Origin of the sequence: Micromonospora sp. NPDC048170 (assembly GCF_040652795.1) — a bacterium.
Classification (GTDB): Bacteria; Actinomycetota; Actinomycetes; order Mycobacteriales; family Micromonosporaceae; genus Micromonospora.
In genome coordinates this window covers 84,736-107,235 of record NZ_JBEZMR010000011.1, presented here as the reverse complement: position 1 = coordinate 107,235, position 22,500 = coordinate 84,736, and the positions used below count along the sequence as shown (strand labels likewise).

General features: G+C 74.0%; 19 protein-coding genes. 9 read left to right on the top strand and 10 right to left on the bottom strand.

What is annotated here, in order from left to right:
- The first annotated feature begins 309 nt into the window (after window positions 1-309).
- The 9 genes from AB0D32_RS17000 to AB0D32_RS16960 all read left to right on the top strand — a co-directional run bounded on the left by AB0D32_RS17000 (window position 310) and on the right by AB0D32_RS16960 (window position 10,670).
- A complete protein-coding gene (locus tag AB0D32_RS17000; RefSeq protein ID WP_357090593.1) occupies window positions 310-1,473 on the top strand; it encodes an ROK family protein in 1,164 nt (387 codons plus the stop codon).
- Window positions 1,474-1,523: 50 nt separating this feature from the next.
- The gene (locus AB0D32_RS16995; RefSeq protein ID WP_357090591.1) at window positions 1,524-2,585 is read left to right on the top strand and encodes an extracellular solute-binding protein; all 1,062 of its coding nucleotides are present in this window, start codon (window positions 1,524-1,526) and stop codon (window positions 2,583-2,585) included.
- 91 nt (window positions 2,586-2,676) lie between these two features.
- Window positions 2,677-3,750 carry an ABC transporter ATP-binding protein gene (locus AB0D32_RS16990; RefSeq protein WP_357090589.1) on the top strand — a complete coding sequence of 358 codons (1,074 nt, stop codon included), beginning with the start codon at window positions 2,677-2,679 and terminating at the stop codon, window positions 3,748-3,750.
- On the top strand, window positions 3,747-5,540 hold the full coding sequence (locus AB0D32_RS16985) for an iron ABC transporter permease (protein WP_357090587.1): 1,794 nt from the start codon (window positions 3,747-3,749) through the stop codon (window positions 5,538-5,540). Before AB0D32_RS16990 ends, AB0D32_RS16985 begins: the two co-directional genes overlap by 4 nt.
- On the top strand, window positions 5,528-6,463 hold the full coding sequence (locus AB0D32_RS16980; protein WP_357090585.1) for a creatininase family protein: 936 nt from the start codon (window positions 5,528-5,530) through the stop codon (window positions 6,461-6,463). The genes AB0D32_RS16985 and AB0D32_RS16980 overlap by 13 nt, the downstream gene beginning before the upstream one ends.
- Window positions 6,460-7,413 carry an amidohydrolase family protein gene (locus tag AB0D32_RS16975; RefSeq protein ID WP_357090583.1) on the top strand — a complete coding sequence of 318 codons (954 nt, stop codon included), beginning with the start codon at window positions 6,460-6,462 and terminating at the stop codon, window positions 7,411-7,413. The genes AB0D32_RS16980 and AB0D32_RS16975 overlap by 4 nt, the downstream gene beginning before the upstream one ends.
- Before the next feature lie 63 nt (window positions 7,414-7,476).
- The gene (locus tag AB0D32_RS16970; protein WP_357090581.1) at window positions 7,477-8,934 is read left to right on the top strand and encodes a lyase family protein; all 1,458 of its coding nucleotides are present in this window, start codon (window positions 7,477-7,479) and stop codon (window positions 8,932-8,934) included.
- 40 nt (window positions 8,935-8,974) lie between these two features.
- A complete protein-coding gene (locus AB0D32_RS16965; protein ID WP_357090579.1) occupies window positions 8,975-9,904 on the top strand; it encodes an ROK family protein in 930 nt (309 codons plus the stop codon).
- A gap of 82 nt (window positions 9,905-9,986) precedes the next feature.
- A complete protein-coding gene (locus AB0D32_RS16960) occupies window positions 9,987-10,670 on the top strand; it encodes an SMI1/KNR4 family protein (RefSeq protein WP_357090577.1) in 684 nt (227 codons plus the stop codon).
- A gap of 31 nt (window positions 10,671-10,701) precedes the next feature.
- Here AB0D32_RS16960 and AB0D32_RS16955 read toward each other — a convergent pair whose 3' ends face one another.
- The 10 genes from AB0D32_RS16955 to AB0D32_RS16910 form a co-directional block, all read right to left on the bottom strand.
- Window positions 10,702-11,031 carry a hypothetical protein gene (locus AB0D32_RS16955; protein WP_357090575.1) on the bottom strand — a complete coding sequence of 110 codons (330 nt, stop codon included), beginning with the start codon at window positions 11,029-11,031 and terminating at the stop codon, window positions 10,702-10,704.
- A gap of 110 nt (window positions 11,032-11,141) precedes the next feature.
- A complete protein-coding gene (locus AB0D32_RS16950; protein WP_357090573.1) occupies window positions 11,142-13,889 on the bottom strand; it encodes a hypothetical protein in 2,748 nt (915 codons plus the stop codon).
- Window positions 13,889-15,034, bottom strand: coding sequence for a Gfo/Idh/MocA family oxidoreductase (locus tag AB0D32_RS16945; protein WP_357090571.1), 1,146 nt, complete (start codon window positions 15,032-15,034; stop codon window positions 13,889-13,891). The genes AB0D32_RS16950 and AB0D32_RS16945 overlap by 1 nt, the downstream gene beginning before the upstream one ends.
- Window positions 15,031-15,942, bottom strand: coding sequence for a sugar phosphate isomerase/epimerase (locus AB0D32_RS16940; RefSeq protein WP_357090569.1), 912 nt, complete (start codon window positions 15,940-15,942; stop codon window positions 15,031-15,033). The genes AB0D32_RS16945 and AB0D32_RS16940 overlap by 4 nt, the downstream gene beginning before the upstream one ends.
- Window positions 15,933-17,147, bottom strand: a complete 1,215-nt coding sequence (locus AB0D32_RS16935; protein ID WP_357090567.1) for a CehA/McbA family metallohydrolase — start codon at window positions 17,145-17,147, stop codon at window positions 15,933-15,935. Before AB0D32_RS16935 ends, AB0D32_RS16940 begins: the two co-directional genes overlap by 10 nt.
- Complete coding sequence (locus AB0D32_RS16930) at window positions 17,144-18,346, bottom strand: ABC transporter ATP-binding protein (RefSeq protein WP_357090565.1); 1,203 nt, start codon at window positions 18,344-18,346, stop codon at window positions 17,144-17,146. The genes AB0D32_RS16935 and AB0D32_RS16930 overlap by 4 nt, the downstream gene beginning before the upstream one ends.
- Window positions 18,346-19,227 (bottom strand): carbohydrate ABC transporter permease, encoded by an 882-nt coding sequence (locus AB0D32_RS16925; RefSeq protein WP_357090562.1) that lies wholly within the window; start codon window positions 19,225-19,227, stop codon window positions 18,346-18,348. The genes AB0D32_RS16930 and AB0D32_RS16925 overlap by 1 nt, the downstream gene beginning before the upstream one ends.
- A complete protein-coding gene (locus tag AB0D32_RS16920; RefSeq protein WP_357090560.1) occupies window positions 19,224-20,171 on the bottom strand; it encodes a sugar ABC transporter permease in 948 nt (315 codons plus the stop codon). Before AB0D32_RS16920 ends, AB0D32_RS16925 begins: the two co-directional genes overlap by 4 nt.
- Window positions 20,146-21,543, bottom strand: a complete 1,398-nt coding sequence (locus AB0D32_RS16915; protein ID WP_357090558.1) for an extracellular solute-binding protein — start codon at window positions 21,541-21,543, stop codon at window positions 20,146-20,148. The genes AB0D32_RS16920 and AB0D32_RS16915 overlap by 26 nt, the downstream gene beginning before the upstream one ends.
- A 141-nt stretch (window positions 21,544-21,684) precedes the next feature.
- On the bottom strand, window positions 21,685-22,422 hold the full coding sequence (locus AB0D32_RS16910) for a GntR family transcriptional regulator (protein WP_357090556.1): 738 nt from the start codon (window positions 22,420-22,422) through the stop codon (window positions 21,685-21,687).
- Window positions 22,423-22,500 lie beyond the last annotated feature (78 nt).

The following is a 22,500-nucleotide window of genomic DNA, read 5'->3' as shown; positions in this document are numbered from 1 at the left end:
CGCCGGCGCGAGGGGCGCCGGCGTCACCGGGGTACGCAGTGGAACGGAGTTCCGTACACACTGGAAGGCCTTCGCCCGGTGACGCTAGGGACCGGCGAGGCGGCCAGTCAATGCTTTGCAAGGTCTTTCTTTATTTGCGAAAGAAATTAACTCGCCGTCAGCGGGGTGCTGCCGGCCGTGGAGCCGGCAGGCCATCGGCCCTGCCGAGGCCCGATGCGAGGGCGTTTCTCCTGCTCATGAAGGAGTCCGCAAGGTAACGAGACGGTTTCGTTACTTGACTCAATAGTTCGTTCGCCGTAGGAAGGAAGTGTGACTGACGTGGTGACGCCACCAACGAGCCCGGTGAGCCGGGAGCGGTCGAAGGAGATCAAGCGGTTGTCCGTCATCTCCACCGCCCGCCAGGTGCGGGTGCTCTCCCGCGCCGAGTTGACCGAGCTCACCGGGCTGAGCCCCGCCACGCTCACCCCGCTCGTGCGCGAGCTAATCGCCGAGGGGTACCTCATCGAGCGCGGCCCCGGGACCTCCCGCACCGGCCGGCCGCGGGCGATGCTGGAGTTCAACCCCCGGGCCGAGCTGGTCGCCGCGGTCTCCCTGGAGCCGTCCCGGATCAGCTGCGAGATCGCCGACAGCGACGGCGCCGTCATCGCCCACCGCGCGGTCCGGCTCGCCGGCGACATCGTCGACACCATCTGCCGCTCGGTGCCGGAGCTCGCCGGCGACGGGCTGCCGGCGCTACGCGGGGTGGCGATCGCCGCGCCCGGCATCTCCACCGGCGGCGCCGTACGCCTGGCCCCCTCGGTCGGCCTCGTCGAGGGTCGACCGGTGGGGGAGTCGGTGCAACGGCGGCTCGGCGTGCCGGTGGTGGTGGACAACGACGTGAACCTGATGGCGGCCGGCGAGCACGCCGTCGGCGCGGGCAGCGACGTCGCCGACCTGCTGCTGTTGCACGTGGCCGACGGCATCGGCGCCGGCCTGGTCCTCGACGGTCAGGTCCGCCGGGGCTCCGGCGGGGCCGCCGGGGAGGTCGGCTTCCTGCCCCTGGATCCGAGCGACCTGGGCCACGACGGGATCGGCCCGTTCGAGGCCCGCTGGTCGGAGAACGCCATCGCCGAGCGGATGGTGGCGATGGCCCCCGGGCGGCGGCCGGACTCGCCCGTGGCCGACCTGGTGGCGCTGGCCGCCGTCGACGAACGGGCCGCCGCGTACCTGGACGACGTGCTCGCGGCCTGGTCGCGGCTGATCGTCTCCTGCGTCTGCGTCGTCGATCCCGGGCGGGTGCTGCTCAGCGGGGCGGCCGCCCACCTCGACGACGCCGCCGTCGAGCGGCTCCAGGCCCTGGTCGCCGCCGCCGCGCCGAGCGCCACCGAGGTACGCCGGGCGGTGCTCGGCGACCGGGCGGTGCTGCACGGGGCGGTCAGCTACGCCCTCTCCGCGGCAGCCGCCGGCATGCCCACGCTGCTGCCGACCCCCTGACCACACACCACGCACACCCTAGTTCCCCCCACACCCCTCGGAGGTACCCCATGAGACGTCGACTTCTCCTCGCCGGTGCGCTCGCCACCGTGCTCGCCGCCGGCACCGCCTGCGGTGGCGGTGGCGGCGGTGGTGGCGGCGACGACAAGGCCGCCGGCGCGAGTGTCGAGAAGCTGACCATCTACACCGCCCGCGACAAGAAGGTCTCGACCTACGTCGTGGACCAGTTCACCGCCAAGTACCCCGAGTACAAGGGCAAGGTCGAGATCCTCAACCTGGGCGCCCAGGAGATCCTGGAGCGGGTCCGGGCCGAGAAGGCCAACCCGCAGGCCGACGTCTGGTGGGGCGGCACCCAGCAGGGGCTCTCCGCCGGCGCCGCGGAGGACCTGCTGGCCGCCTCGCAGCCGGCGTTCGCCAGCAAGATGGACCCGAAGTACAAGGACGCCGAGGGCCGCTGGTTCGGGGAGATCCTGCTTCCCGAGGTCATCATGTACAACAACAAGGCGCTCACCCCGGAGCAGGCCCCGAAGGACTGGGACGACCTGCTGAAGCCGGAGTGGAAGGACAAGATCATCATCCGGGACGTGGCCGCGTCCGGCACGATGCGGTCGATCTACGCGTCGATGATCATGCGGCAGTCCCCGGACGGCAGCAACCCGCAGCCCGGCTACGACTGGCTCAAGAAGCTCGACGCCAACACCGGCGCGTACGCGGCCAACCCGACCGACCTCTACCTCAAGCTCTCCCGCCAGCAGGGCACGCTCAGCGCCTGGAACCTCCAGGACATCCTGCTCCAGGCCCACCAGTCGAACATGCCGTTCGGCTACGTGATGCCGGCCTCCGGCGCCCCGGTGCTGGTCGACGGCATCGCCGCGGTCAAGGGCGGCAACGCCACCGGCGCGCAGAAGTTCATGGAGTTCCTCTTCGACGACAAGCTCCGCGCCGACCTGGCCAAGGACTACTACCAGATCCCGGCCGTGGACATCGCCGAGAAGCCGGAGTGGCTGGCCCAGCTCGATCTCAAGCCGCTGGACGTCAACTGGGACGTGATCGGCAAGAACGAGACCGAGTGGATCAACCACTGGAACAGCCAGATCAAGAACAAGGGCTGACCGCCCGGGCGTCCGGGGGCGGGCCCGTCCCGCCCCCGCGCCCGTATCCCACGACCGACCAGGTCCGGTACCGCACGAAGGAGAGGACCTCATGATCGATGTCACGCTGGAGTCGGTGAGCAAGCGCTTCGCGCGCGGCGGCGACACCGCGGCCGTGGACGACGTCGACATCAGCATCGCCGCCGGGGAGTTCTTCACGCTGCTCGGCCCGAGCGGTTGCGGCAAGACCACCACCCTGCGCATGGTGGCGGGGTTCTACTTTCCCACCTCCGGCCGGATCCGGTTCGGCACCGAGGACGTCACCCGCCGGCCGCCGAACAAGCGCGACACCGGCATGGTGTTCCAGAACTACGCGCTCTTCCCGCACATGAGCGTCGCGCAGAACGTCGCGTACGGCCTGAAGATCCGCAAGGTCGGCCGGGCCGAGTCGCGGCGGCGGGTCGAGGAGGCGCTCGGCCAGGTGCACCTCGCCGGCTACGGCGACCGGCGCATCGACGAGCTCTCCGGCGGCCAGCAGCAGCGCGTCGCCCTGGCCCGGGCGCTGGTGATCCGGCCCCGTACCCTGCTGCTCGACGAGCCGCTGTCCAACCTCGACGCCAAGCTGCGCGAGGAGACCCGGGTGGAGATCCGCCGCATCCAGCGTGAGGCCGGCACCACCTCCATCTACGTCACGCACGACCAGGCCGAGGCGATGGCCATGTCGGACCGGATCGCGGTGATGCAGTCCGGCCGGGTGCAGCAGATCGGCGCCCCGCAGGAGATCTACCACCGCCCGGCGACCAGCTTCGTCGCCCGCTTCATCGGTCGCAGCAACGTGCTCAGCCTGCCGGTGGTCGCCGCCGCCGAGCAGACCGTCACCGTGGGGCTGCCCGCCGGCGGCGAGATCGCCGCGCCCGCCCCGACGGGGCACGGCCTGCGTCAGGGCGACACCGCGCTGGTGTCCGTCCGCCCCGAGCACATCGGGCTCACCTCGGCCACCGAGGCGGGCGCGCTGCCCGGCCGGGTCACCGAGTTGGAGTTCACCGGCATGGCCACCAACCTCGTGGTCGACCTGGCCGGCGAGTCGGTGCAGGTCGCCGCGATCGACGTGCCGGCCGGGATCGCCGCCGGCGACCAGGTCGGGCTGCGGCTGAACCGGGAGCGGATGTGGGTGGTGCGTCCGTGAGCACCATCCCCGCCACCCCCGGCCCGGCCACCGTCGCCCCGGTCACCCGGGAACCGGCGCCGCCGCGCGAGCCGCGCCGCCGGTTCGCCGACCGCTTCGCCGGCGGCACCGGTTCCCGCTGGTTCCCGTACGTCCTGGTCTTCCCGCTCGCCCTGATCCTCTTCGGGTACGTGGTGCAGCCGATGTTCGCCACCTTCGCCGAGAGCGTCGGCGTGGACGGGGTGGAGAACTACGGCAGCTTCGTCACCGGCGGCGGCGTCGCCCGCTCGTCCCTGGTCACCTCGCTGATCATCTCCGCCGCGAGCGTGCTGCTCTGCGGGATCGTCGGCGTGGCGATGGCCTTCCTGCTCAAGCGCTTCTCGTTCCCCGGCCGCAAGCTGATCGAGGCGATCATCCTGGTGCCGGCGGCGCTGCCGCCGCTGATCGGGGCGATCTCCTTCCAACTGCTCTACAGCGAGACCGGCATCCTGCCGCGCGGCCTCCAGCAGCTCCTCGGCACCGAGAACCCGGTGCTGCCGTTCAGCGGCATCGCCGGGGTGCTGGTCGTGCACACGTTCACCATGTACCCGTACTTCTACCTGTCCGCCTCGGCCGCGCTGTCCGGGATGGACCCGTCGGTGGAGGAGGCGGCGTACAACCTGGGCGCCGGCCGGGTCCGGGTGTGGCGCACGGTGCTGCTGCCGATGCTCACCCCGGCGCTGGTCTCCGCCTCGCTGCTGGTGTTCATGACCTCGCTGGCGTCGTACACCGCCCCGCTGCTGTTCGGGGTGGACCAGACGATGACCATGCAGATCTACATCAACCGCACCAACGGCGACCTGCCGATGGCCTCCACGTACGCCTCGGTGCTCGGCGTGGTCTCGGTGCTGTTCCTGCTCGGCATGCGCTGGTACGAGGGGCGGCGCAGCTACCGCTCCCAGTCCAAGGGCGTCGCCGCGCACCGTCGCGAGATCACCAACCCGCTCGGCAAGTGGCTCGCCCTGGTCGCGTCGGTCCTGGCCACCGCCGTGCTGCTCGCCCCGGTGGCGACCATCGCCCTGGTCGCGTTCTCCCAGGACGGCTCCTGGACCACCGAGGTCATCCCGGCGGCGTACACCATGCAGAACTTCGTCACGATCTTCAGCGATCCGGCGGCGTTCCAGCCGATCCTCAACTCGTTGCAGATGAGCCTGCTCGCGACCGTCGGCTGCGTCGTTGTCGGCGTGCTCATCGCGTACGCGGTGCGGCGGCTGAACTTCCGCGGCCGGGGCCTGCTGGACGTGGCCGTCATGCTGGCCTGGGCGCTGCCCGGCACGGTGGTGGCGATCAACCTGATCTCGGCGTTCAGCACGGGCAACGCGTTCAGCTTCGGGCAGGTGCTGATCGGCACCTTCTGGATCATGCCGCTGGCGTACTTCGTGCGGTTCCTTCCGCTGGTGTTCCGGTCCAGCTCGGCCGCCCTGGCGCAGCTCGACCCGTCGCTTGAGGAGGCCGCGCGCAACCTGGGCGCGTCCTGGTGGCGGGCGTTCGGCACCGTGACCCTGCGGCTGATGCTGCCGGGTGTGCTGGCCGGCGCGCTGCTCGCCTTCGTGCACGGCGTCGGCGAGTTCGTCGCCTCGGTGCTCATCTACACCTCCGACACCGCGCCGATCTCCGTGGAGATCAACAACCGGATGTACTCGTTCGAGGTCGGCACCGCCGCCGCGTACGGCATGCTCCAGGTGGTCCTGATCTTCGTGGTGATGGTGGTCTCCGGTCGCCTGGAGGGTGGCCGGCGCTCCAGTCGGGAGGCGGCCAAGTGGACGGCGTGAGCGCGGCCTGGCCGGCGGGCGGCGGGCTGGTTCCCGCCGCCCGGATCCCCGGCGGGGAGCTGGCGGCGGTCGCCGAGGCGGCGGACTTCGCGGTGCTGCCGGTCGGCGCGGTCGAGTGGCACGGCCCGCACCTGCCGCTCGGCACCGACCTGATCCTCGCCGAGGGCTTCGCCGCCGAGAGCGCGATCCCCGGCGACGGCGCGGTGCCGCCCGGCGGCGGCACCCCGGACGGCACCGCGAGCCCGGCCGGCGGGCGACCCGCGACGGGTCCGCGCGGGGTGCTCTTCCCCGCCGTGCCGTACGCGGCCTGCCCCGGCCAGACCCGGCCGTGGCCCGGCACCGTGGCGATCCGGCCCGAGATCGCGGTCGGCTACCTCGCCGACGTCATCGAGGGGATCGTGGCCGCCGGGTTCCCCCGGCTGCTGATCGTCAACGGACACGACGCCAACATGTCCACCGTCCGGGCCGCCATGGAGTGGGTCTCCGGGCGGCGCACGGCGAGCCTGCTGCTGGTCAACTGGTTCCAGCTGGTCACCCCCGCCGAGACCGCCGAGCTGTACGGCCCGCTGCCGGCGCGCGGCCACGGCGGGGCGTACGAGACCTCGGGGGTGCTCGGCTTCGACCCCGGCGCGGTCCGCCTCGACGCCGTCGCCGACCTGCCGCCGAAGCCGAAGCTGCCGGTGACCCACCCGTACGTGCTGGTGGAGTCCCGGCCCGACCCGTGGCAGGGCTGGTCCGGGCACATCTCGCTGGCCGGCGAGGAGGCCGGCCGGCGGGTCCGGCAGCTGGCCGGGGCCCGGCTGCGCGAGGTCGTCGCCGCCTGGGTGGCCGCCCCGCCGCCCGCCCCGCCCACCGACGCCCCGCTGCCCACCGCCGCGCCGGCCCGGCCGGCCGGCGGACCCGAGCCCGAGGAGGCGCCGTGACCGTCGACCGTGGACTGGACGTCGTCGACTTCCACCTGCACTTCCGCATCGGCACCGACGAGACGATCCAGGGCTGCGAGCACGCCGCCGGGATGCACCCCGGCGGCGAGCACGAGCGCGCCGTACGGGCCGCCGGCTCCGCCCCGTACGCGCAGCGGTGGCGGCAGGCGTGGGGCTTCCCCGACCCGGAGCCGCCCGCCCCGCGCTGGCAGGACGAGGCGGACCGATGGGCCGAGGAGTTGCGCGCGGTCGACGTGCGCCGGGCCGTCTTCGTCACCGGCGGCGGCAACGACACCGTCGCCGACGTGGTGGACCGCCACCCCGACCTGCTGCTCGGCTTCGCCCACCACGACCCGTACGGGCCGGGCGCCGCCGCCGAGCTGGAACGCGCGGTCGTCGAGCGCGGCCTGCGCGGGCTGAAGCTCTTCGCCCCGCTGCTGCGCGGCCCGCTCGACGACGAGGCCCTCGACCCGCTGTGGGGCACCGCCCAGCGCCTCGGCGTGCCGGTGCTGATCCACATCGGTCACTACGGCAGCGCGGGCGGCCTGTCCCACGGCCGGTACGGCGGCCCCGACGAGCTGGCCCGGATGGCCCGCCGCTTCCCCGAGCTCGCCGTGGTGGTGCCGCACTTCGGCGTCCAGCACGTGCAGGACCTGCTCTTCGCCGCCTGGGGCTGCCCGAACATCCACGTCGACACCTCCGGGTCGAATCAGTGGGTGCGCTGGATGCCGTACAAACTGACGCTGGAGGAGCTGTTCCGGCGCTGCTACGAGACCATCGGCCCGCACCGGATCGTGTTCGGCAGCGACTCGTCGTGGTTCCCGCGCGGTTACGTCACCCGCTACCTCGACGACCAGCTGCGGATCTGCCGCGAGCTGGGGCTGCCCGACGACCACCTACGCGCGATCTTCGCCGGGAACGCCGAGCGCCTGCTCGGCCTGCACGACTGACCGGCTGACGCCCGGGCGCGACGCGCGACGCCGCGCCCGGCACGGAAGGAAGTAGAGACCGTCATGAGCACACCCGCGCTGACCACCTACCAGCGGCACCACCTCCGGCCGACATACGACCACCACGTCGGGTACCTCTTCCCGGCGATGGTGCGGGCCAGCCAGGCCCACGTGGTGATGCTGACCGAGCAGGGGCTGGTCCCCGCCGATCGGGGCGCCCGGCTGCTGCGCGGGCTGGCCGAACTGCGTGCCGACACCGCCGGGGCGCCGGAGTTCGACGGCACCTTCGAGGACACCTACTACCTGATGGAGAAGCGGCTGGCGCAGGCGTGCGGCATCCCCACGTCCGAACTGGACGTGCAGATGGCCCGCAGCCGCAACGACCTCGACGCCGGCGTGTTCCGCATGCTGCTGCGCGACCAGCTGCTCGGGGTCCTCGACCGGGTGCTCGCCGCCGGCACGACCGCCCTGGACTCCGCGCACCGGTACGCCGACGTGGTGATCACCGGCTACACCCACCGCCGGCCGGCGCAGCCCACCACCATCGGGCACGCCCTCGCCGGCTACGCCGAGGCCCTCGCCGGCGAGGCCGTCGCCTACGCCGAGCTGATCGACGCCCTCAACACCTCGCCGCTGGGCTCCTGCGCCTTCGCGGGCACCGACCTGGACATCGCCCCCGCCCGGGTGGCCGAGCTGCTCGGCTTCGACGGCCTGGTCACCAACTCCTACGAGGCGGTGGCCGGTGCCGACCACCTCGTGCGGGTCGGCACCCTCAACGCCCAGGCCCTCGCGACCGGCGCCCGGCTGGCCCGTACGCTGATGGACTGGCTGAGCTGGCGCTGGGTGACCACTCCCGGCGACTTCACCCAGGGCAGCAGCATCATGCCGCAGAAGCGCAACCCGGTGGTGCTGGAGCACCTCGTCTCGATGGCCGGCGCCACCGCCGCCGACGCCGCCTCGGTGCTCAACAACGTCGGCGCCGCCTGGTGGGAGGACTCCAACAACGCCACCACCGACGTGCAGGTGCGGCTCTGGGAGAGCAACGACCGCACCGACCGCTTCTTCGCCCTGCTCGGCGGTTTCCTCGCCGAGATCGAGCCGCTGGAGCCGCCGTCGGCGGAGGAGATCGTCGCCTCCGGAGCCACCACCACCGCGGCGGCCGACGCGTTGACCCGGCACGGGGTGCCGTTCCGGGCCGCCCACTCGGTGGTCGGCCGGCTGGTCCGCGGCGGCGCACCGGGCACCTGGACCGCGCAGACCGTCCGGGCGGCGGCCGAGGGGATCGCCGACGGGCTCGACGACTCCGCCGTCGCCGACCTGATCGCCGCCGCCGTACGCCCGGAGCTGGTGCTCGACCGTGCCCAGGTCGACGGCCCCGGCGCGGACGCGGTGCGTGCCCAGGTGGCGGTGCTGCGCGGCACCTTCGACACCGTCGCCGGCCGGCTGGCCGCCGTCCGGGCCCGCCTCGCCGCCGCCGACGAGGCGCTGGACGCGGTCGCCGCGCAGGGGGCCGCCCGATGAGGGCGCGGGACGTGGCGGTCCGGGGCGTGGCGGTGGCCCGGTGAGCGTGCGGCTGGCCGGCCGGGCCGCCCAGGCCACGCCGCCGGCCGGCGACGCGGGCGTGCTGCTCGGCATCGACTTCGGCGGCACCAAGATGGCGGTCGGGGTGGCCGACGGCGAGGGCCGGCTGCTGGCCAGCGAACGGGTCCCGACGCACGCCGAGCAGGGTGCCCCGCAGGCCCTGGACCGGGCGCTGGAGCTGGCCGCGAAGCTGGTGGGGGAGGTCGGCGCGCCGGTCGCGGCGGCCGGCATCGCCTCGCCGGGCGTGGTCCGCTCCGACGGCATCGACCTGGCCCCGAACGTGCCCGGCTGGGACGGGCTGCGCCTCGCCGACGCGGTCCGCGACCGGTTGGGGGTGCCGGCGGTGGCGGTCGACAACGACCTCAACGCCGCAGCCCTGGCCGAGTTGCGGCTCGGCGCGTTGCGCGACGCCGACCCCGGCCTGGTGGTCGGGATCGGCACCGGGGTGGCGGCGGCGGTCACGGTCCGCGGGTCTGTGTTGGCCGGTCACCACGGGACGGCCGGCGAGATCGGGTACGCCGTGGCCGGCGGCCCGTGGCCGGGCACGATGCTGGAGCTGGACTTCTCCGGCCGGGCGCTGGACGGGCTCGCCGAGTCGCTCGGGGTGTCGGGCGGGGCACGCGGGCTGGCCGCCGCCGCCGAGCAGCCCGGTCCGGCCCGGGACGCGCTGAGCGCCCGGGTGGACGAGTTGGCCCGGCACCTGGTCACCTGCTGCCTGCTGCTCGACCCGCAACGGGTGGTGCTGGTCGGCGGGGTGGCCGGCAACGCGCTGATCCGCGGCCTGCTCGGGGAGCGGATGGCGGCGGTCCTGCCGTACCCGCCGGAGGTGGTGCTGTCGCGCTTCGCCGACGACGCCGCGTTGCTCGGCGCGGTCATCCTCGCCCGCGAGGCGGTCACGACGCCCCGGTGACCGACCGGCCGGCCTCCGTACCCCGGGGGCCGGCCGCCCGGCGGCGTCCTGGTTGTCGGTGTCCGCCGGTAGCGTGCCGGCCGTGACGCACACCGACTGGTCCGACGTACCCGGGCGGCTCGCTCGGCTGGCCGCCGATCCCGCTGCCGAGAAGGTCTTCGGCGCCCACGCCCACGAGTGGACGCTGGAGCCGCCGCTGCGCGCCGAGGAACTGGCCGAGCTGGAGGGGCAACTGCGCGTCGAGTTGCCCGAGGAGTACCGGGCGTTCCTGCTCGCGGCGGGCCGGGGCGGCGCCGGGCCCGCGTACGGGCTCTTTCCGCTGCGCCGGGTCGGCGGCCGCTGGGCCTGGGAGGGCGACGGCGCCGACCTCACCGACCGCGACACCCTCATCCGGGCGTTCCCGCACACCGAGGCGTTCAACCCGGCCGACGCGCTGCCCGAGCAGCCCGACGAGGAGGACTTCGACACGGTCGAGGCCTTCAACGAGGCCGAGGACGCCTACTGGGAGCGCTACAACGAGGTGGTCTACACCCCCGAGCACTCGATCGGGCTGCTCTACCTGTGCCACCTCGGCTGCGCGCTGCGGGAGGCGCTGGTGGTCAGCGGCCCGGCGCGGGGCCGGATGTGGGCCGACGACACCGCCGACGGCGGCGGTTTCCGGCCGCTGTTCGACGACGACGGCACGCCGCTCGGCTTCGCCCGCTGGTACCGGCGCTGGCTGGACGCGGCGGAAGTGTCGCAGGAGGTGGCTACCGTGCGGGCATGAGCGCCCCGCCCCCTGCCGGCATCGACCCGATCTAGGCTGCCGACGCGGTCCGCGGGTGCGGCCAGGTGCGCTGCGCGGGTCCGGCGGCGGGTAGGGCGTCGCGGCCCCGGCCGTCGGTCTGCCCCGCGGCGGGCGACGTCTGCCGGGGCTCGGCCCGGGCCATGCGCAGCGCCCGCTGGGCGTTGTGCCAGGGCGGGCAGGGCCAGGCCTGACCCGCGCAGAGCAGGTTGTGACAGCCGCCGTCCCCGTCCGGCTCGTGGGCGTCGGCCACGTCCAGGGCGAGCTTCCACAGCAACGGGTCGGTCACCTCGTCGGGACGGTCGGCCTGGCGGTCGGATCGGTCGATGGTGGCGTCGGTCACGAGTTGATCCCCCTTGAGCACAGGTGCGATCTACACCCTTCTCCAGTTTCCACGCAGGTCAAACCCCGACACCCCTTCCGGAGTGCGGAGTCCGCCAGGTGGACTCCCGGTCAGGCCAGGTCGAGCTGCACGGTGGCGATCTCCCAGGCCCGCATCGGCAGGCGGACGGCTCCGTCGCCCTCGACGACCAGCGGGTCGCGCGGCCGGCCGAGCAGATCCGCTCGCCACGCCCCGCGCAGCCCGGGGGCCTCGATGACGGCGGTGGTGTCCGCCGGCGTCTGCGCGACCAACCGTACCTCGGTGCGTCCGTCGCGGTCCCGCGCGCTGGTCAGCACGACCCCCGGGCCGTCGACCGCCAGCCCGACGGCCGGGGCCGGCAGTGCTACGGTCGGCTCGGCGGTGCCGGGGAAGGCCAACGGCTCGTGCCGATAAACCTCAGTGGCCTCCAACACCCCGGCCTCGTGCCAGGCGCCCCGGAACGGCAGCACCGCCAGCTCGACCGTGCGTACGCCGCGACACTGCGCCAGGGGCGTGGGCAGCTGCGGACCGGCCGGCTCGTCGCGCAGGGCGTGCCGGTTGCGTGACAGCATCCCGATCGCGCGCAGCACGGTGACCGCCAACTCCCGACCGGAGTCGGTCAGCTCGTACTCCGTCGGCTGGGTCAGCAGGACGGCGAGCGAGCCGTCCGGGCCGCCCGCGGCCACGAACCCGGACGCGGGGAACGTGGGCAGGGGCACCTCACCACCGCCGCCCTCCGCGGTCAGCCCCCGCGCGACGACGGCGAACTGGCCCTCGGCGTACGACGTGTCGGCCGGCGACGGCAGCGGCAGGTGCAGCCGGACGCGGTGGTCGTCGCAGCGGTTGTCGAACTCGACCCGCAGCCGGACGAACCGTTCGCCGCTGCGCAGTTCGACGCGCGTGGTGACGACGGTCGCCTCGCGTTCCACGGCGCGGGAGCCCGCGTCGACGTCGGCGGCGGCCGGCCAGCGGTACTCGCGGACCACGTCGAGCACGGCGGTCAGCGGCCCGTCGTGGCGCACCACGGTCCGTACCGCCCGGGGCTTGTCGACCAGCTCGTCGGCGGCCGGTGGGGCGTAGTTGTAGCTGTCACCCACGTCGCCGCCGTCGACGATCCGGCCCACCCCGTCCACGCCGACGCCGTCCGGGGTGGAGAGCCGCAGGGTGCCGTCCTCGGCGACGTCCACCCGCAGCAGCCCGTTGTCGACCGTGTGGCCGGTCACCGTCACCGGCGCGGGCACCGGCCCGGCGGCCGGCGGCAGCGCCACCGGCCGCACCGCGGCGTGCCCGAGCGCGGGCAGCTCCACCAGGGCGGCGACCGTGGCCCGGGCGGCGGCGACGATGCGCACCCGCCACCGGTCGGGCTGCCCGGCGGCGGCCAGCGCCAGCCGGACGTCCTCGACGTCGAAGGCCGGGTCGCCGTGCCGGGCCACCCGGAAGGTGAGGGTGGCGTCGGCGGCGGACACCGACCAGTCGGTGATCTCCTGACCGTAGAGTTCGCGGCCGTGCACCCGGGCGAGGACGGCCGGCAGGCCGGCCGCCGGCACCACGTCGTCGGCGAGCAGCGTCCGGGCCCGGTCGAGCACCTGCGCGGTCACCGTGCGGCCGTCGGCGTCGGCCAGCCCCACCGCGCCGTCGGGCGGCGTCTCGACGTCCAGGCGCACCAGGGCGGTGCGGGGTGCCGGGGTGGGGTTGAACAGCAGCCAGGCGTCCCGGGGCGCGGTGGCGGCCAGCCGCGCGCCGACCAGGTCGCAGACGGCACGGCCGAGCTGGTCGGCCTCGGCGAGGCGGGCGGAGACCTGCTCGGCGGTCTCGTCGCAGCCGCACCCGGTCACCGAGTCGTGGCAGCTGGCGTCGATCAGCCGGGTCCAGGCCATGTCGAGGAACCGCTGCACGGACGCGTCGTGCGCCAGCGCGGCGAGGGGCTCGGCGTACCGTTCGACGCGCCGCTCCGCGCGGCCCATCGCCTGCTTGAGGTGGCCGCGTACGGAGATCACGCCGGGCAGGACGTTGGCCCGGGCGTGCGAGCGCAGTTCGCCGGCCACGACGGGCAGCCCGTCGACGGTGGCCGGTTGGCTGGCGAAGTACTCGGCGAGGGTGCCGAGCCGCAGCCGGGTGTCGTCGAGGCCTGCGGCGGCGAGCAGGTCGGGAGCCTCCGGCGCCGGGGCGGCGTGGTCGGCGCCGTACATGGCCAGCATCGGGGTGTCGTCCCCGGCCGGCCGCCACTTCCCGAGCCGGGCGGCGAGGTCGGCGGCCCGACGGTTGACCAGCGCGGCGTCGTCCATCAGGCCGGCCGCGTTGCCGTAGCCGCCCGGCAGGTACTCGGTGCGCACGGCGGTGCCGTCCGGCGCCTGCCACGCGAAGGCGCGCGTGCGTACGCGTTGCGGGACGCCGCGGAACACGCAGGCGTGGGCGAGCCCCGCGCCGGCCAGGATCTGTGGCATCTGGGCGATGTGGCCGAACATGTCGGGCAGGTAGCCGACCGGCATGGCGCCGCCCAGCTCGGTGCTGCGGGTCAGCCCGCGTTCCAGGTTGCGCACGATGTTCTCGCCGGAACAGAGGAACTCGTCGAGCAGGATCTGCCACGGGCCCACGGCCAGCCGCCCGGCGCGGACTAGGGCGACCACCTGCTCCCGCCGCTCGGGGCGGACCTCCAGGTAGTCGTCGACGGCGGCGAGCTGCCCGTCCAGGGTGAACCGCTGGCGGGGATCGCGCTCCATCCGGTCGAACACCTCGTCGAGCAGCGCCACCAGCCGCAGGCGGAACCGCTGGAACGGCTCGTACCACTCCCGGTCCCAGTGGGTGTGTGGCACCACGATGATCTCGGTCGGTCGCGTCATCAGCTTGCCGCCTCTCCGCCGATCGCCGCCCCGGTCAGCTCACCGTAGCGGCGTACCACCTGTTGGCTGGTCCTCAGATCGGCCGCGCCCTCGGCGATGCCGGTCAGCGGTGGCACGCCCCCGGTGACCATCGCGTGGAACGCGACCAGTTCCTGCTCGAAGGCCTCCGTCACCGACCGGTACGCCGCCCGCCGCTCGCCGCCGCCGTGATGGTCCACCACGGTCAGCGTGGTGGGCGCGTTCAGCAGGTACGGCGACGGGAACACCAGCTCCAGCGAGCCGTACGCGTGGTGCATGGTGACCGTCTCCCGGTAGGCCGGGTACCCGGGCAGGTTGAGCCACCGGATGCCGTAGCGGGCACCCGAGGGCAGCCGCCCGCTGATCTCCACCGACGGCTCGACCGGGCCGTCCGGCGTGAGCGGCCAGGTGGCGACGTGCTCCACGGTGGCCGGCGCCCCGGTGAACAGCCGCAGCAGCGACAGGTCATGCGAGACGCTGTTGATCAGGATCTGGTAGAGGGTGCGGGCGTCGGGATCGGTGCCGACGGCGGCGTCGAGCAGGCGCGCGCCGGCGCCGGAGAGCCGAACCGCCTCCTCGCCCGGCACGTCGACGGGGGCCGGCGGCAGGTTGGCGAACCGCAGCTGCCGGTCGCCGCCGGCGTGCAGCACGGTCACCTCGACGGCGTGCACCCGCTCCGGGCCGCCGAGTTCCGCCAGCAGCCGCGCGGCCTCGGCCACCGCCGGGTCGTACTGCTTCATGTAGCCGACCATCAGCGCCGCGCCGCCGGCTCCCAGCCCGGCCAGCCGGGTCGTCTCGGCGAGGGTGTAGGCGAGCGGCTTCTCGCAGAGCACCGGCACGCCCGCGCCCAGCGCCAGCCCGGCGAGGTCGCCGTGCGAGCCGGAGGTCGCCAGCAGCACCGCGTCGCAGCCGCCGTCGGTCACCATCCGGGCCGCGTCGGCATACCGGCGCCCGGGGTCGACGCCGTAGCGGTGGCCCGTGTCGGCCAGCCGCGACGGGGACAGGTCGGCCAGCGCGACGACCTCGAACAGGTCCCCGCGTCGTTGCAGCAGCGGCAGGTGCGCCGTGTGGGCGATGATGCCCAGCCCGGCTACCGCGATCCTGATCCGCTTGGTCGGCCCGCTCATCGCAGCGCCTCGGCGAGCCACCGTCGGTTGGCGCGCTGGTCGGCGCGGATCCGGTCGAGGTCCCGGCCGGCCGCGGGGGCGTCCTGCTCGATCACCAGCCAGCCGGTGTACCGGACGGCGTCGAGGCCGGCGAGCACGCCGGCGAGGTCGACGTCGCCGGCGCCGAGCGGGCAGAAGCCGCCGGCGGCCACCACGTCGGCCAGGCCCCCGCCCGTTGCCCGCACCCGGTGGTGGGTGGCGAGGTCGGCGTCCTTCAGGTGCACCTGGCCGATCCGCCCGGCCCACCGGCGGACCGCCGCGACCGGGTCGCCGCCGGCCAGCAGCAGGTGCCCGGTGTCCAGGCAGACGGCGATGTCGGTCAGTTCCAGCAGCCGGTCGGCCTCCGCCTCGGTCTCCACGTCGGTGCCCAGGTGGTAGTGGAACACCGGTTCCAGGCCGCGGTCGCGGCACCGGTCGGCGGCCCGCTGCACCCTGGCGGCGAAGTCCGGCCAGGCCGCGGCGGGCAGCGCCGAGGCCAGGTCCGGCGGGGTGCCCGGGCGGGCCATCCGGGCCGGGTTGGCGGGGCAGGCCAGCGTCGGCCGGGGGGCGAACCGGGGATCGTCCGCCGCCACGGCGGCGAACACGTCCAGCGCCGCGTCGAGCTGGGCCAGGTCCTCGGCGAACCCGTCCGGGTCGGCGAAACGCAGGTCGACCCAACCGCCGGCCAGCCCGACGCCGGTCGTGGCCAGCCGCCGGGCCAGGGCCTGCCCGGCGCCGAGGTAGCCGATCGGCCCGGAGTCGATCCCGGCGTACCCGTCCCGGGCCAGCTCCGCGAGCAGCTCGTCGGGCCCGACGGGAGCGCCGGCAAGCTGGTAGATGCCGTAGTTGACGGGTGCGCCGGCCACCCGGGTGCGTCCGGTCAGCTGCACAGTGCGATCACCTCCATGCGGTGGGACTCCAGGACGTGCGGTCCGTCACCGGCCGGCAGCAGGCACCGGTCGCCGCGCACCAGCCGGTGCCGCCCGTCGGGGTAGGCCAGCAGCGCGCCGTCCGCGTCGAGGGCCAGCAGTTCGTCGCCGAGCCGCAGCAGCAGCGGCCCGTCGGGGCCGGCGGAGACGGCGGTACGCCCGCCGCGCAGCGCGTCCAGCAGTGCGTCCTCGGGCGGACCGTCGCCGTCGGCGAGCACCCAGGTGGTGGGCGCCCCGGGCAGCGCGTCGCCGTCGACGTGGTGGAAGTCGCTGCCACCGACCGGCACGACGTCCGGCCGCCACGCCTGCGCCCAGGCCAGCGGGGCGCCCCAGGTGCGGTCCCACCAGCCGGAGTGCCACACCTCCACCAGGCGGGTACGGGTCGCCAGCGGCTGGCGCCACGCGCAGTCGGCGGCCAGCGGGTGGTTCACGGACATCAGCCCGCCGGCCCGCTCCGCCGTGGCCAGCCACTCGTCGGGTGACCGGCGGAAGTCGACCCAGCCCACGGGGCCGAACACGTTGGCGTGCCCCCGGTCGGTGGTCACCTCCTGGCCGGGCAGCAGCGTGACGCCGTAGCGGGCGGAGGCGGCCGGCAGCCACGGGTGGTGGCTGACGGTGTTGTGGTCGGTCACGGCGAGGAAGTCCAGCCCCCGGGAGACGGCCAGCGCGGCCAGTTCGTCGATGGTGAGCGCGCCGTCGCTGTGCACGGTGTGCGCGTGCAGGTCACCGGCGAGCCACCGCCGGCCGTCGACGTCGGGGAGGTCGCGGCGGGGCGGCCGGTCGGGGCGCCGCGGCGACGTCGGCGGCTCGGGCGCCGGCGGGGCGGTGCTGCTGGTGGTGGCGGTGACCTCGTACTCCAGCCCGTCGGGCGGGATCCGGTGCAGCCGCAGCAGCACCTGCCAGTCGCCGGGCTCCAACTCGCCCGGCAGGTAGCCGGGGGTGGCCCAGCCGGCGGCGACGGTGTAGCTGTCGCGGGCGCCGCCCGACCAGCCCCGGAAGCCGTCCGGCCCGAGACAGCCGAGGTCCAGCACCCCGGCCTGCCGCGGGTACTCCAGCCGTACGGTGAGCGCGGCGGTGCCCGGCGCGACGGTGACCGGCAGGGCCCGCAGCACGTCGTCGGCGCGGTCCTGCAGCGTCCACCTGCCCCGGTGCGTGACCACCGTCATCCCCCCACCGCCGCGCCGGCGCGCGGGGCCGGGACGGGGGCGGCGGTGACCAGGTTCCCGTCGCGGTAGAGCAGGGACCGGCCGGGGCGGGGCACCACCCAGCCGGTGTCGCCGGGTTCGGGCTCGCTGCCCTCCGCGACGACGACCTGCACGCTGGTCCCGGTGGCCTCTCCCGCGCCGCCCGTGGCTCCGGCGGAGGTGCCGGCGTGACCCGTGCCGGCCGGGGCGCCGTCGTCGCCGGCCGTGGGATCCGGCACGTCCAGGGAGACCAGCGAGAAGCTGCCCAGGTTCTCCACGACGACCACCTGCCCGGTCAGCGCGCCGGGGACCGGGGTGGGGGAGTAGTCGAGGTACTCGGGGCGGACACCGTAGACCAGGCTCTCCCCGTCGGCCACCTGAGCGTGGGCGCCCTCGGGCAGGGGCAGTCGCACCCCCGCCACGGCCAGTTCGTCGCCGCGCACCGTGGCGTCGACGAGGTTCATCGGGGTGGAGCCGATGAACCCGGCGACGAAGGTGTTGGCCGGGCGGCGGAACACCTCGGTGGGGGTGCCGACCTGGCGGATCCGGCCGCCCTCCATGACGGCGATGCGGTCGGCCAGGGCCAGCGCCTCGGCCTGGTCGTGGGTGACGAACACGGTGGTGACGCCGAGTTCGCGTTGCAGCCGCTTGAGGAAGGTCCGCGCCTCCAGCCGCAGCCGGGCGTCGAGGTTGGACAGCGGCTCGTCGAGCAGGAAGACCTGCGGGTGGCAGGCCATCGCCCGGGCGAGCGCCACGCGCTGCTGCTGGCCGCCGGAGAGCTGCCCGGGGCGCCGCTCCAACAGGGCCGACAACCCCAGCTCGTCGGCGGTCTCGGCGGCCTTCCCGGCGCGGCTGCGGCGGTCCACCTTCTTGATCCGCAGCGGGTAGGCGATGTTCTCCTGCACGGTCATGTGCGGGAAGAGCGCGTAGTCCTGGAAGACCATCGCCACGTCCCGTTTGCCGGGAGGCAGGCTGGTGACGTCGCGGTCGCCGATGCGTACGCTGCCGCCGGAGGCGACCTCCAGCCCGGCGATGGTGCGCAGCAGGGTGGTCTTGCCACAGCCGGACGGGCCGAGCAGGGCGAAGAACTCGCCGTCGGCGATCTCCAGGTCGAGGGCGTCCAGGGCCCGCACCCCGCCGGGGTAGACCTTGGTCAGTTCGCGCATCGTGATGGCGGACATCAGCGCTTGATCCCTCCGTGGAAGCGGAATCCGTACCGGCTGCTGACGAAGACGAACATGAGCGCCACCGGCAGCGAGTAGAGCAGCGAGAAGGTGGAGAGCAGCCGCAGGTCGGCCTGGCCGCCCTCGGTGTAGAGGGTGTACATGATCACCGCGGCGGGGGCCTTCTCCGGGCCGCGCAGCAGCAGGAACGGCACCAGGAAGTTGCCCCAGACGTTGGCGACGGCCCACACCCCGACGGTGGCCAGCCCGGGGCGTACCACCGGCACCACGATGTGCCACATGATCTGCAACGGGCTGGCGCCGAAGACCCGCGCCGACTCCTCGTAGGACGTCGGGGTGGAGTCCATGAAGTCCTTGAGGATGAAGATCGCCGCGGGCAGCAGGCCGCCGCTGAGGATCAGGACGACGCCGAGCCGCGAGTCGATCAGGTTGAGCCGGAAGGCCAGCTCGAACAGTGGCACCATGGTCGCCGTGCCGGTCACGATCGACGACAGCAGCAGCAGGCCGTAGAGGAGCGCGTCGCGGCCGGGCACCCGGACCCGGCTCAGCGCGTACGCGGCCAGCGCCGCGAACGTGACCACGAGTGCCGCCGTGCCGCCGGCCAGGTAGACGGAGTTGAGCAGCGACTTCAGCGCGTACGGGTTGTCCAGCAGGGCGCGGAAGTTGTCGAGGGTGAACCGCGGCAGCGAGGCGGTGACCGTGGGGCTGTCGTCGAACGGGGCGGTGGCCAGCCACAGCAGCGGCAGCGCGAAGAACCCGAGGACGGCGCAGAGGAAGGTGTAGCGGCCGATGCGGGCGAGCACGTGGCGTACCGCGACGGTGGGCCGCTCGCCGGTCGGCTCGGTGGTGGACGCGGGCCGCGTCGCGGTGGTGCTCACGCCGGCTCCTTCCGCCGGCCCAGCATGCGCAGGTAGACCAGCGCGATGACCAGGTTGATCAGCAGCATGACGAACGAGATCGCGGCGCCGAAGCCAAGCTCTCCGCCGGAGAGCGCCACCTTGTAGACGTAGACCGGCAGGATCTCCGAGCGCTGCTCGGGGCCGCCGGCGGTGATGAGGAACGGCGCGAAGTCGTTGAACGTCCACAGGCTGATCAGCAGCAGGTTGGTCAGCACGTGCCCGCGGATGCGGGGGAAGATCACGTCGCGCAGCTGCTGCCAGGGCGACGCGCCGGCCAGCCGGGCGGTCTCCAGGTGCGAGCGGGGGACGTTCTCCAGCGCGGCGGCGTAGAGCATCATCGAGAACGCGGTGCCGCGCCAGGTGTTGAAGATGATGATCGACAGCATCGGGTAGTCGAGCAGCCAGGCCATGCCGGGGACGCCGAGCAGCGCGTTGAGGGTGCCGGCGTCCCGGTCGAGCAGGGCGATCCACAGGAACGCGACCACCGAGCTGGGCAGGATCCAGGACAGCAGCACGAACCCCTCGACCAGCCGGCGCAGCGGGCCACGGCGGTCGCGCAGCGCGAGGGCGATCGCGAACCCCAGCCCGGCCTGGCCGATGACCGCCGAGCCGAGGACGAACTGCATGGTCAGCACGAGGGAGGTGCGGAACCGCTCGTCGCCCAGCGCCCGGGTGTAGTTGTCGAGACCGACCATCTCCGGGTGGGCGGCGGCCAGGCCGGTCAGCCGGTAGTTGGTGACGCCCAGGTAGAGCGTCCAGGCGGCCGGCACGACGAGGAAGACCAGGATGAGCACCATGGCGGGGACGAGGAACCCGGTCGCCCGGGCCCGGCCCAGCCCGGCGGCGTCGGGGGCCGGGGAGGCGCCCGTGACCGGGCGCGCCCCCTCGACCACCTCGTCAGGAGGTGACGTTGCCTGGACCACCGACGAACCCCTCGACCTTCTTCCGGTACGCCGTGGCCGCCGCCTCGACGCCCTTGCCCGCCGCCGCGTCGGCGGTGGCCTCCTGCAGCGCCACGGAGACCTGCGGGTAGACCGCCAGCGGCGGCCGGTACGCGGTGATCGGCAGCACCTTCTCGGCGACGAAGTTCAGCATCGGGTCGCCGGCGAGGACCTCCTTGTTGACGTCCGTGCGGGCGGTGATCCGGGCGGCGCCCGCGAGCTCGGCCTTGACCGCCTCCGCCGAGTGCATGAACGCCAGCAGCTCGAACGCCTGCGACGGGTACCTGGAGTTCGGGTTCAGCACCCGTACGCCGCCGCCGGACATGCTGACGAAGTCCTGCCCGCGGATGCCGGCGCCCGGCTGCTTGGCGGGGATCAGCGCGTAGCCGACGGTGGTGTCGCGGTCGGCCATCTTGGCGATGCCGTCCTTCGGGTGCACGACGCCGCGCCAGAAGTAGTCGCCCTCGGCGAGGATGCCGATCTTGCCGGCGGCGAACTCCTGGAAGGACTTGTCGCGCCCCTTGGCCTCCTGCTGGAGCTTGGGGTCGCCCAGGCCGCCGCCGTAGATCTTGGCGTAGAGGTCCAGCGTGTCCCGTACGGGCTGGCTGGCGCCGGCCCACTTGCCGCCGGCGAAGATCTCGCCGCCGGCACCGGCCAGCAGCGGCAGGGCGCCCTGCATCGAGGTCGCCTCGCCCATCGCCGTGCCGGCGTTGATCTGGATCGGGGTCACCCCGGGCAGCGCCTTCAGCTTGGCCCCGGCGTCGAGGATCTCCTGCCAGCTCCTCGGCTGCCAGTCGGCGGGCAGGCCGGCCTGGGCGAAGAGCTTCTTGTTGTAGTAGAGGACCCGGCCGTCGGTGCCGAGCGGGATGCCGTAGCGCTTCTCCTCGAAGGAGCCGAGGCCCTGCACGGTCTCGGGGATCTGCGACCAGCCCTCCCAGGAGTCCACCTCGGAGCCGGCCACCTCCGCCAGGGGCTTGAGGTATCCGGCCTGGACGAACTCGCCGACCCAGATGCCGTCCACGGCGATGACGTCGGCGCCGCCCTTGGACCGCAGGTCGAGGGCGAGCTTGGTCTTGTACTGCTCGTCGTCGACGCCGCTGGGCACGAACGTCACCTTGGCGGTGACGCCCTTGGCCTTCTGGGCCTCGACGAACCGGGGGATGACCCACTTCTCGATCCACTCCGCGCCGGCGGCGTTCTTGCCGCCGGCGATGGCGTTGGCGGAGACGGTGAGGGTGATGTTCTTGGCGTCCTTACCGGCGGGCTCGTCCGAGCCGCCGCAGGCCGTGGCGGTGAGGGCGACGGCGGTGAGCGCGGCGAGCACGCCCGCCGCGTGTCTCGGTCTGGCTGACATGGGCTGCTTCCCTTCGCAAGAAGAGACTCGCGGGTCGCCCGCCGGCCGCACGTCCGCCGCCGGCGGTACTTGCGGCCACAATGTCATGACAGCCTGACGACGTAAATACCTGTCACTGAAATGGGCGTGAAACATTCACCGTCACCGCTCGGCGACGGTGACCTCCAGGGAGTACCGGCTGGCCCGGTAGATGTGCGCGCCGTGCTCGACGTGGTGGCCCTGGTCGTCGTACGCGGTGCGGGTCATGGTGAGCAGCGGCGCGCCCCGCCGCTCGCCGAGCATCCGGGCCTCGACGGTCGTCGCGGCCCGTGCCCCGATCCGCTGGTGCGCGCCCCGGATCCGCCGGCCGCCGGCCCGCAGGAGCGCGTAGAGGCCGCCGGCCTGCAACGCGTCCACGCTCAGGCGCACCGGGCCGGTCGGGAGCCAGTTCTCCATCACGGCCAGCGGCTCCCCGTCGGAGAACCGCAGCCGGCGCAGGTGCTGCACCTCGCTGCCGGCCGGCACGCCGAGCGCGGCGGCCACCTCGGCGGGGCAGGGCACGGTGGCCAGCTCCAGCACCGACGTGGACGGTTGCTGCCCGGCCCGCAGGAGGTCGTCGTGCAGGCTGGTCAGCTCGACCGCCCGCCGCACCTCGCCGCGCACCACCTGGGTGCCCACACCGCGGCGGCGCACGATCAGTCCCTTGTCGACCAGGTGCTGGATGGCCTGCCGCACCGTCGGGCGGGACAACCCCAGCCGGTCGGCGAGCTGCATCTCGCTGTCCAGGCGATCGCCCGGGGCCAGTTCGCCGCGCTGGATCGCCGCGGCGAACTGCTCCGCGACCTGGAAGTAGAGCGGGACCGGGCTGCTGCGGTCGACCGCGATCTCGGGGCCGGTCACGGAAACCTCCTCGCTTCGGCGACGCGGGATCGGGCGTGCTGGTGCGCGCCACTGTACCGAAGTGGTCACCGAGAGCAG